7 protein-coding genes are annotated in these 11,399 nt (G+C 27.4%); 1 reads left to right on the top strand and 6 read right to left on the bottom strand.

The genetic code is table 11. The annotated features are described in order from the left end of the window. Positions 1–28 precede the first annotated feature (28 nt). The 6 genes from gctB to BQ2505_RS05845 form a co-directional block, all read right to left on the bottom strand. A complete protein-coding gene (gene gctB / locus BQ2505_RS05870; RefSeq protein ID WP_074016843.1) occupies positions 29–832 on the bottom strand; it encodes a glutaconate CoA-transferase subunit B in 804 nt (267 codons plus the stop codon). A 2-nt stretch (positions 833–834) separates the two neighbouring features. Then, on the bottom strand, positions 835–1,800 hold the full coding sequence (gene gctA / locus BQ2505_RS05865; protein WP_074016842.1) for a glutaconate CoA-transferase subunit A: 966 nt from the start codon (positions 1,798–1,800) through the stop codon (positions 835–837). A gap of 111 nt (positions 1,801–1,911) precedes the next feature. Further along, positions 1,912–3,033 (bottom strand): sodium ion-translocating decarboxylase subunit beta, encoded by a 1,122-nt coding sequence (locus BQ2505_RS05860; RefSeq protein ID WP_074016841.1) that lies wholly within the window; start codon positions 3,031–3,033, stop codon positions 1,912–1,914. Positions 3,034–3,050: 17 nt separating this feature from the next. Further along, a complete protein-coding gene (locus tag BQ2505_RS05855; RefSeq protein ID WP_074016840.1) occupies positions 3,051–3,455 on the bottom strand; it encodes a biotin/lipoyl-containing protein in 405 nt (134 codons plus the stop codon). Between the two features lie 28 nt (positions 3,456–3,483). Continuing rightward, positions 3,484–3,801, bottom strand: a complete 318-nt coding sequence (locus BQ2505_RS05850; RefSeq protein ID WP_074016839.1) for an OadG family protein — start codon at positions 3,799–3,801, stop codon at positions 3,484–3,486. Between the two features lie 18 nt (positions 3,802–3,819). After that, the gene (locus tag BQ2505_RS05845; RefSeq protein ID WP_074016838.1) at positions 3,820–5,820 is read right to left on the bottom strand and encodes a BglG family transcription antiterminator; all 2,001 of its coding nucleotides are present in this window, start codon (positions 5,818–5,820) and stop codon (positions 3,820–3,822) included. A 482-nt stretch (positions 5,821–6,302) separates the two neighbouring features. On the opposite strand from BQ2505_RS05845, the gene BQ2505_RS05840 reads away from it, so the two are divergent. Continuing rightward, entirely contained in the window at positions 6,303–11,228 is a 4,926-nt protein-coding gene (locus BQ2505_RS05840; protein ID WP_074016837.1) for a YadA-like family protein, read from the top strand. The last annotated feature ends 171 nt before the right edge of the window (positions 11,229–11,399 follow it).

Here is an 11,399-nt window from a genome sequence, read left to right as displayed (position 1 = left end):
TTATAAACTTTTCCTTTTATCTAAACTATTATTCTTCCACTGGAACTTTTATAAATGCTTGACCTGGATCAATGTCTTCTCTTATCATTTTGATTATTTCTTCACTTGGAGCTTCAAGTTGAACTGCTCTTGAAGTATCAAGTTCAAATCCAGTGTTTTCAACAATATCTTCTATTGTAACTCCTGGATAGTATCCAGCTAAATACATTCTCTTAGTTTTTTCATCAAATCTTAAAATTCCTTTGTCAGTAACTACTGCTAATGGTCCTCTGTTTCCAGGAAGTCCTAATTTTTCTCTTCCTCCTGGTCCTCCAGCCCAACCAACGCTTGTTACATAGTCAATTTTATCTATGAATCTTCTTTTTTCGTGTTGCATCATTATTACTGTATTAGAATAAGTAGCTATTCCATTAGCTCCTCCACTACCAGTAAATCTTGTTTTTGGTTTTACATAATCTTCACCGATTATTGTTGAGTTTAAATCTCCATAAGGGTTGATTTGTGCTCCACCTATAAAAGCTATCATTCTGTCATTTCCGTTTAAGTATTCATTAGTTTCAAAACCAATAAATCTTACGTTTGGCCATTGTACAGCACAATGTCCCATAAGTCTTAAATCTCCAACACTTCTTGGAACTTCTATTGGACTACAATCCATAAGTCCACTTTCAACTATTAGTTTACAATTTGGGGCAAATTTATTTTTAGCAACTGTTGCACCTATTAAAGGTAATCCTGTTCCTACTATAACGATTTGTCCATCTTTTATTTCTTTAGCAATAGTAATAGCTTGCATTTCTTTGTTAGTGTAGTTTTTATAATTCTTTGCCATTATTATTCCCCCTCCTTAACTAATTTTGCAGCATATTGGAATCCTGGAACAACTCTTAATTTAGATACTCTAGGTAATCCTAATTTTGCAAGATATCCATCATGATCTTTAACATCTATTACCCATTCTTGTATAAATTTATCAAAATCTTCATCTGTTTTAGTTACAGAGTCATACATTTTATAGAATGCTGGGTCATAATCATAATAGTTATATAATTGAGATGGGTGTGCACCGTATGGAGCATGTACTACTGCATCAACACAAAATTCTGGTATAGAGTTTTTAGAAGGATCTCTTCTAATTTCTTCTTCAGTTACAATTTCTTCAGCTATAACTATTACTTTTCTAGCAGCAATAGCTATATCTATATCGTGGAATTCATCTCCTTCAATTGAACAAGTTCCATTAATAGAAGCCTTTTGAACAGAAATTATAGCTGTGTCTAGTCTTGGAACTGGAACTGCTATAACTTCATCTCCTTCTTTGAATGGATTAGGTATTCTCTCTAATTTTTTATCAGGTAATTTAGGAATTGTCTTTCTGATTTCTGCACTTATTCCCCATTTATATTCTAAGTCACTACCTTCCATTAATTTTACTGGTAAATATGGTAAACCTAATGAAGAAGCGTGTAACATTAACATTATTACGTCTTGTGAATAATCTTCTAGTAATAAGTTATGTTTCTTTTCAATAGCATCTCTAAATCTTCTACATACATTTGTATAACCAGAGTTTGCTATATAACAGTTAATGAATGCTTTAATTCTTCCACACCCTATTAACATATCCCAGTCTCCACCAGCTGGTCCTGAGTATCCTATGAAATCTTTTTGACCTTGTCTTATAATTTCATAAACAGCAGCATAAGGTTTTCTATTTGTTGTAAAACCTCCAAAACATAAACTATCTCCCGATTCAACATATTTTGCTATTGCATCGTGTAATGACATTACTTTGCTCACAAAAATCCCTCCTAATCTTTATAAACTACTATAAGATTGAGAAATCTCAATCTTATACCAGCTTACATATTTTATTGTAAAAATTATTAAAAACTAATTTTGTAACTTCTATTATCCTTTAAATACCATCAAGAAGAATCCAGCTGCAACTGCTGATCCTATAACTCCTGCAACATTTGGCCCCATTGCATGCATTAATAGGAAGTTTGTTGGATTTTCTTTAGCTCCTTCAGTTTGAGAAACACGAGCTGCCATAGGAACTGCTGATACCCCAGCTGAACCTATTAACGGATTTATTTTTCCACCTGTTACATAATATAACAATTTTCCTAATAGAACTCCTCCAACAGTTGAGAAACAGAATGCAGTAAGTCCTAAAGCTATGATACCTAAAGTTTTAACATCTAAGAAAGTAACTCCGTCTGCTTTTGCTCCAACACTTACTCCTAACATTATAGTTATAATATTAATCATTGCATTTTGTGCTGTGTCAGAAAGTCTTTGAACTACTCCTGATTCTCTAAATAAGTTACCTAGCATTAACATTCCTAATAATGGTGCTACTGAAGGTAACAATAATGAACAGAAAAGTACAACTGCTATTGGGAATACAACTTTTTCAACTTTTGATACTTTTCTTAAGTTAGTCATTTTTACAGAACGTTCTTTCTTTGTTGTTAATGCTCTCATAATTGGTGGTTGAATTAATGGTATCAACGCCATATATGAATAAGCAGCAACTGCTATTGGTGCCATCAAATGTGGTGCTAGGTTGTTAGCCACATATATAGATGTAGGTCCATCAGCTCCACCTATTATTCCTATTGCTGCTGCTTCTTGAGGTAAGAATCCTAATTGAATAGCAATTATAAAAGCTATATAAATACCTAATTGAGCTGCAGCTCCTAGTAACAAACTTATTGGGTTAGCTATTAAAGGAGAGAAATCTGTCATTGCTCCAACTCCCATAAACACTAAACAAGGGAATAAATTACTTTTTACTCCATAAGACATTAAATATATTACCCCACCGTCTTCCATTAATCCTGTTAAAGGTAAGTTTACTAAGAACATACCGAATGATATTGGAAGTAGTAGTAATGGTTCAAACTTTTTAACTATTGCCAAATAAAACAATACAAATGATACTAATATCATTACTCCATTTTGCCAAGTTAATGCTGCAAAACCTGATTCAGCTAATAGTTGTTCAATAACTTCAAAAAAATTCATTAATAATCCTCTCCTTATTATTTTATAACTATTAGAACAGCGTCAGATTCTACGATATCTCCTTTTTTAACTTTTATTTCTGCTACTTCACCATCAACTGTAGCTGGAATATCATTTTCCATTTTCATTGCTTCTAATATTGCAAGAGTTTGTCCATATTTTACTTTATCTCCTACATTTACTTTTACATCTAAAATTGATCCTGGCATTGGACTTGTTATAGTAGTTCCACCTGCTACTGAAGAAGTTGCTGCTGGAGCTGATACTGGAGTTTCAACTACTGGAGCTGCCTTTGTTTCAACTACTGCTTCTTGTCTTACAGTTCTTTCAGCAGGTTGACGAGATAATGTTCTGCTTGCTCCTCCTACTTTTTCAACTTCAACCTCAAATTTTTTTCCATTTACTGTTACTACGTATTTCATTTTTTCTCCTTTCAAATTAACTAAATTATTATATTTCTTTTACACTAACAATGCTGAAATTTTCAACAGGTTCTCTCATTTCTTCACTTATTGCAGAAATAATAACTGCCAATCTTTCAACTTCTTCTTGGTTGTCTTGAACAACCACTTTTGGACTACTTGCAGGACTTGCAGCAGTCGTAGCTGGTTTAACTTCTGGTACTTTTTCTTTTACCAGTACTCCTATTATCTTTGATGAAATTATAATAAATAATGCTATAGCTATCAAACATATAAACACTATTGCAAAACCTATTAAAAAGGTTATTATACTTTGCATAAAAGACATATTTTCTGTTAATCCCATGGCTCCCTCCTTTTAATTTTAGATGTTACTTATTAAATAATCATAGACTTTTAGTCTATCGTGATTAACATTTAGATCATAGTTTTTAAAGAATAATTTTACAAAATTATATATTATTCCTTTATATTTTATTCCACAATTAGAATTAACTAACACAAGAATATTTACTTTCTCATTATTTATACAAAAATCTTTTTCATTAATAATAACTAACACATTATCTTCACTATTCATTTTATGAAAAACTATTCCCACCTTATTTCCAATATACGAATAAAAAATATTATTATTTATCTTATTTATAATATCATTAATATCGTTTTTTTTCAAGAAAGATAAGCTATAAAAGTTATTTAATAGCTCTTTCATATTTTGAAAATTTACTCTATATATGTTCTTTTTTTCTACAAAATTCCCTAAAGTAAATTTTCCTTTCTCTACATCATTATATATTTCGTCTGAAAAATTTTTATTTAAATCACTAATCAAATTTTTCATATTTACACTATCAGTATTGCTTAAAATAACTTTCAAAAGTTTAGAGAGTTTTAGTTTTTTATTTCTTAATAAATTTTCATTTTCAAACTTTTTCCTATCATTTTCTGTTAAAATAGGGTTTATCTCTATTATTCTACTTCTCTCAAATTCTTTTTCAAGTTTTTCATCAACCTTAAAAGTTACTAATATGTAGTCATATTTTTTTTGTTCTTTTTTTGTATCTTCAAAATTTTTCAAACTAATAATTTTATCTATATCTAATAAAAACTCACTTTCTATTTCTTCTTTTAGAAACAAAGCAATATTTTCTTTATAGTTTGTTACCAATAAGGCTTTTTTATTACTTTTATTATCTTCTTGAAGTGCCTTATAGAAAAGTGGTGTAATATAAGCTATTTCGCTTTCAGATATTTTAACTCCTATAACTCTTTCTAAGATAGAAAAGTTATTTTTTAAAAAGCTAAAAATTTCAGGGTATAAATCTTCAATATCACGTAAAATCGAATTTTTTAATTCTATTTTTTTCAAACTTCTAAAAATCAAAGGTTTTATATAATAAAATACTTGATTTAGTAATAAATCTACATTTTTTAATTCAAGTTTATTTTCTATTTCAAAATTTCTTACAATTTTGTTGACTGCCACTATAATATCTATCCAATTTTCAAATTTTATAAATATATCTCTTTCATCTCTACCTATTCTAAACAAGTAATCCACAAAAAACAATATATTTTCTTCCGAAAACTCAAGAAAAAGATCCTTCATTTTTTTATATTCGTATCTTTTTTCTAAGATATTGCTATTTTTAACAACTATACTTCTTCCTTTTTGCTCTCTGTTATGAGAAACAACCATTAATGTTGCCAAAATATTTATAGTTTCTTCCATAAAAGATAGTTTGATATCTCTTATTCTTTTAGCAACTTTTTCTATATCTACTATATATTCTTCTCTAATTTCATTATATATAAGTTTTTTAAAATAACTAAGCTCCGTAAAAAGAAATTTAGAGTATTCACCATCAAAATCAATATATTTATATAAATAAGTAGTTATAAAGTATCTATAATCTTCTTCCAAGTAGTCATAGTAATATTTTAACTGATTATCTTGAAGTATTCTAATATTGTATTCTTCTAACTTCCTTTTAATATTTTTTATATCACTTCTTATTGTCGACTTACTTGTATTTAACTTATCGGCAATCTCTTTTAAAAGAAATGTATCTTTTTTTAATAAAGTATATAATATTATTAATTCTTCTCTTTCATTTTGGCTATAGATATAGTTCGTACTTTCAACTTCATTAAAAACTTTTAGAACATCTATACTGGATAAAGTCGAAATTATTTCTCTTTTTTTTATCCTAATTTTAGCTTCATTATCTAATTTTTCATTTATTTCATCTATCTTGTACCTAATACTTCTTTCAGAAAGAGATAAAATTTCAGATAATTTTGAGAGACTTTTTTCTTCTTCCATAAGGTTTAGTAACTCAAAATGTTGTTTTTTTAACATTTTTCCTCCATTTTATTTTTAAAAATATTGTGTTTTTTTTATACACACTATGAAAGAAAAAAATATTTTTTTTAAATTATACATATCATTTATATAAATATTTATTTTCTTAATAATACTATTTTTTTACTATTTTTTCTAGCTTTTTTTTATTTCAAAAAAAAATGAAATAAATTTTACACTTAGCTAGATTATATTTTTTTTATATTAAATTGTCAAGAATAACATTCTATAATATTATAAATATTTCAAATTTATTCCATATTATTAGAAATTAATTTTTAAAATTTTTATTTAATTTTATTTTTTTATTTTCTTACTATATTTTGTTATTTTATTTATAAAAAGTCTTGCATTTTTATGATATAAGGAGTAAAATATCCGACGGAATATGTAATATTAACAAAAATTAATAAAACACCTCTACAAAATAAGTGTTTTTTAAGTGTTAGTAGAGATTTTTTAAGACAAAAGGAGAACTTATGGAACATATTAGTAAAATTTTAAAAAGCCAAATTAAAAGAAAGGTGAAATTAACACAAGCTTTACTAGTTATTTTTTTGATCACAAACTCTATTGGATATGGTGAAGAAAATGTTAATATCAAGAATGAAAAATTTGGTTTAGAACTTGGAGATGATTCTAGAGCAAGAGGTATCGGAAGTATAAGTACTGGTAGAAAAGGAATAGCTATTGGTACAAATGCTGTTGCAACTGGAGAAAACGAGACAAAAGAATCAATCGAGAGAAAATTAGAAGAAAATAGACAAAAATTGGAAGAAATAAGAAGCACTGAAAAAGAAGTTATCAACAAAACAGAAGAATTAAGATTAAAAAAATTAAGAGAAAGTGAAACAATAGAAGCTGGAATTAGGGTAGAAGAAATAAATAAAGCAAAAGAAAAAGCTAAAACAGAGTGGCAGAATAAGTTAAATACTTACAATACAGAAAAAGAAAATAGTAAAACCTTGTTAGAAGATTATAACAACAAAATTAATGACTTAAATAGTAGATTAAATGCTGTGAAAGATTTAGGTTCATTTGATATTAAGAGTGATCAAGGTTTGGAAGCAGCTGCAGTAAAATTAAAAGAAAAAGTTGAAGAAGGGACAAATTTAAGACTAGAAACTAGTTTTTATAAAGATTATGTAGTAAATCACTATAAAGTGCTAGGAGATTTAAGAGTTAATGAACTTATATGGTCAAAATCAAGAGGTAATTCAGATGGATTAACTTTTGAAAATTATAAACTTTTAAAAGCTAATGACGCACTAAAAAAAGACTTAACTGATTTAATTATACCAAATTCATCTCCTAAAACTAGTTCATATGCCGCATCTTCAGATACTGCTTCCTCTTATTCACATCCTTATACATACAAATCAGGTAGCTCTTCTTCTTCATATTATTCTACTTCATATTCCTCTGCTTCTAGTCTTCCTGGAGGCTGGGAATATAATGTTTTAGGTGGATACACATTACAAAAAATTGGTGATACTGGATTAGAAGGATTATATTCTAAAGGTAAAGATGATAATGAATGGGTAAACGATACTGTTTATGATATTGATGGAATTAAAATAAATACTTATGTAAATATAGATGTAGATCTAACTAGTAAAGAAAATTATGATAACTGGGTAAGTGTAAAAGATAAATGGAAGAATAAAATACATGAATATAATGCGAGGTTAGGAGATCAATTTTTAGGAAAAGTAGATACTTTAACAGGTGGTAAAAGTACAGAATACTATAATATGGTAACAGATTTAAAATTTGAATTAGTTGACTTAGATAAACAAATAACATATTATCAATGGGAATATGAACAAGAAAAAGATAAGAATCCTATAAAAGCTAACGAATGGCTTGATAAAAAAAATGAGGCACTAAAAATAAGAAAAGATAGAATTGATAATAATAGTAAAAGGCTATTTGAAAAAGGTAAAGAATTAGGTTTTTATACAGGTGAATATGATAGTAATACAGTTCTAAATGGTATAGATTATATGATAGGTAAAAAATACTATGGAGACTGGAAAAAAGAAAATATAGACGATCCAAAAGAAAAAAATAAAATATCAATTAGTACTTTAACAACTGAGTTGGAACGTGAATTGAATATTAATAAAGAAGAAGTTATAAAAAAAGAAAAAGAATTAGAAACTTTACTTAAAGAGTCAAATCAAGCAGAAATAAATTATAACAGTATTAATCCTAATGAAAGTGATGTTGTGGTTGCTAAAAAATATGAAGAAGTTAAAGCAGAAATAGAAAAATTAACTGCAGATTTAAACGACGCTAATACTAGACTTACAAATCTAAAAAATGCTCTTACATTGAATGACCTTAAAAATAAAGGAGAAAATCAAATAGCTATTGGTACTGATACATTAGCCGTTGGTAATAACACAATAGCTATGGGATATAAAGCAATTTCAGTTGGAAAAGATACTGTATCTATTGGAGCAAGAAATCAATCTACCGGTGAAGCAATAACTGCATTAGGACAAGATTTAGTAACTAATGGTAATAATAATATATCAATAGGAAATACAAATGTTATTAATGGAGAAAATAATATTGTATTTGGTAGAAATAATAATGTAGGTGCTTTAGGAGATACTAATAAATCTAATGGAAATATAGTATTAGGTAATGGAATTACTGTAAGTAAAGATATCACTAATTCTATAACATTAGGAGATGGGGCAACACCTATAAGTAATGCTATATCAGTCGGAAGTGCAAACAATGAAAGACAAATAAAAAATGTAAAAGATGCAACTGATGATCAAGATGCTGTAACATATAAACAATTAAAAGATAAGTTAGATGATAAAGCTAATAAAGATTTATCTAATGTAGAAAAGTCTACTATCATAAATAAAGTTGGAGATGGAAATTTAGATACTACTAATGGTGGACTTGTTAAAGATACAGTTGTTAAAGAAAAGTTAGATAATTTAAAAAATGATATTGATACTAAATTAAATAATAAAGCTAATGCTAGTGATTTAGGTTCATATTTAAAACTTGATGGAACAAATGCTGACTCTGATGATAAGAGAGTTGCGCTTGCTTCTAAATTGAGTGAAAACTCTAGTTTAACTGATCCTAAAGGAATACTTGTTACTGATACATTAGTTAAACAAGGGCTTGATGGAAAATTAGATAAAGATTTATCAAATTTAGATGAAACTAAAATAAATGAAAAATTAGCTAAAGGTAATATAACTTCTACTGATATTACTGTAACTGGTGGTGATAATTCTACATTCAAAGATGTTACTTTAAATTTATCTGAAGCGCTTAAAAATAAAATTAATTCTGTTGACAATAAAGCTAATAAAGATGAAGTATATACTAAAGATCAAACAAATACTAAAATTGATGAGAAAATTAATGCTATCGATTTATCTGGATTTGCTAAGACTGATGCTAGTAATATTCAAAAAGATAAATATACTACAAAATTATCTGAAGGTGCTAGCTTAACTTCTCCTACTGATGCATTAGTAACTGATACATTAGTTAAGCAAGGGCTTGATGATAAAGCTAATAAAGATTTATCTAATGTTGATAAAAATACTATTATCACAAAAGTTGGAGATGGAAATTTAGACACTACTAATGGTGGACTTGTTAAAGATGAAGTTGTAAAAGCTAAATTAGATAATTTAAAAAATGATATTGATACTAAATTAAATAATAAAGCTAATGCTAGTGATTTAGGTTCATATTTAAAACTTGATGGAACAAATGCTGACTCTGATGATAAGAGAATTGCGCTTGCTTCTAAATTGAGTGAAAACTCTAGTTTAACTGATCCTAAAGGAATACTTGTTACTGATACATTAGTTAAGCAAGGGCTTGATGGAAAATTAGATAAAGATTTATCTAATCTTGATGCTTCTAAATTAAATGAAAAATTAGCTAAAGGTAATATAACTTCTACTGATATTACTGTAACTGGTGGTGATAATTCTACATTCAAAGATGTTACTTTAAATTTATCTGAAGCGCTTAAAAATAAAATTAATTCTGTTGATGATAAATTAAATAAAAAAGGTGATAATTTAACTAATGATGAAAAAATAGCATTGTTAAAAAATCTAGGACTTGATAATATTCCAACAGTTGCTAATTTAGATAACAAGTTGAACAAAAATGGAGATAACTTAGAAAAAGAAGCATTTACTACTAATCTAACAAAAGGTGCAAATATAGACACTCCAACTAATACTGTTGTAACTGATAAAATGGTTAAGGATAAATTAGATTCTATGAATACAGACTTAGGAAGTAAACTTGATAATAAAGCTAATAAAGATTTATCTAACTTAACTAATGAAGATAAAGGTAAAGCTAGAACTAATTTAGATGTATATTCTAAATCTGAAACTGATAATAAGTTAAATGAAAAAGCTGATAAATCTGATTTAACTAAATATGTAAAATTAGATGGAAGTAATATAGATAAAACTGCTAAAGATAAGTTAACTGAAAAATTATCTGAAGCTGCTAATTTAGATACTCCAACTAATACTTTAGTAACAGATACAATAGTTAAAACCAAACTAGATAACTTAAAAACTGATTTAGATAATAAATTAGATAAAAAAGCTAATGCCAGTGATGTTTACACTAAAAACGAATTAGATGCTAAATTAAAAAATACTGTTGCTCCAAAAGCAGAAGGAGATATTCTATCTGATACTTTAGAAATAACTAATGGAAAAGATAGACTTATTGGAAAAGAAGATGTAAAAATAGAACTTAAAGACAAGTCAGTAACTAAAGAAAAATTATCAGATGAATTAACAAAAAATATTGATAACAAAGCAAATATTAATGGAAACAATATAGTTAATAAAAAAGATAAGGAAGATTTTAGAAATAATATAGATGTTTACAGTAAAAATGAAATTGATTCAAAAATCTCTAATATTTCTACTGAAACAAATTTAGATGGTGAAGTTAAAGAAAATGAAGAAAAAGGTGTAAAAGGAAAAGTTATTGATAAACACCTAAAAGAAAATTATGTTCACAAAAATGATATGGAAATTAGAGACAAAGTTATAATTTCAAACTCTGCAGAAATTCAAGCTAATAAAGAAGCTATAAAAGCAAATGCTAAAGAAATTAAAAGAGTTGATGCTAAAATTAATAAAGTTGCTGCAATATCTCAAGCAACTGCCTCTCTTGACTGGGGTCAAATTTCTGTTGGAAATGTAGGAGTTGGAGCAAGTATTGCACAATATAGTAATGAAACAGGAATTGCTGTAGGGGTAGCTTACAGACCAACTGATAACTTCTTCATGAATATGAAATGGACAGGATTAGCTGGAGAACCTCATTACAACTCAATAGGAGCATCTGCTACATATCAATTTAATCTAAAATAAAATTATATTCTAAAATAAAAAAAGATTAACTTCTCAAATGAGAGGTTAATCTTTTTTATTCTATAAGAAAATATAAAATTAAATAAAAAATAGTCTCTGACGTCCGTATTAGTTCCAAGAACATGTGTTTATTGAGCTTGTAGAACTCATACCGGCTGTCAAGAGACTTTA

This window comes from Fusobacterium massiliense (genome assembly GCF_900095705.1).
GTDB lineage: Bacteria > Fusobacteriota > Fusobacteriia > Fusobacteriales > Fusobacteriaceae > Fusobacterium > Fusobacterium massiliense.
This window is presented reverse-complemented; position numbering and strand designations above follow the sequence as displayed.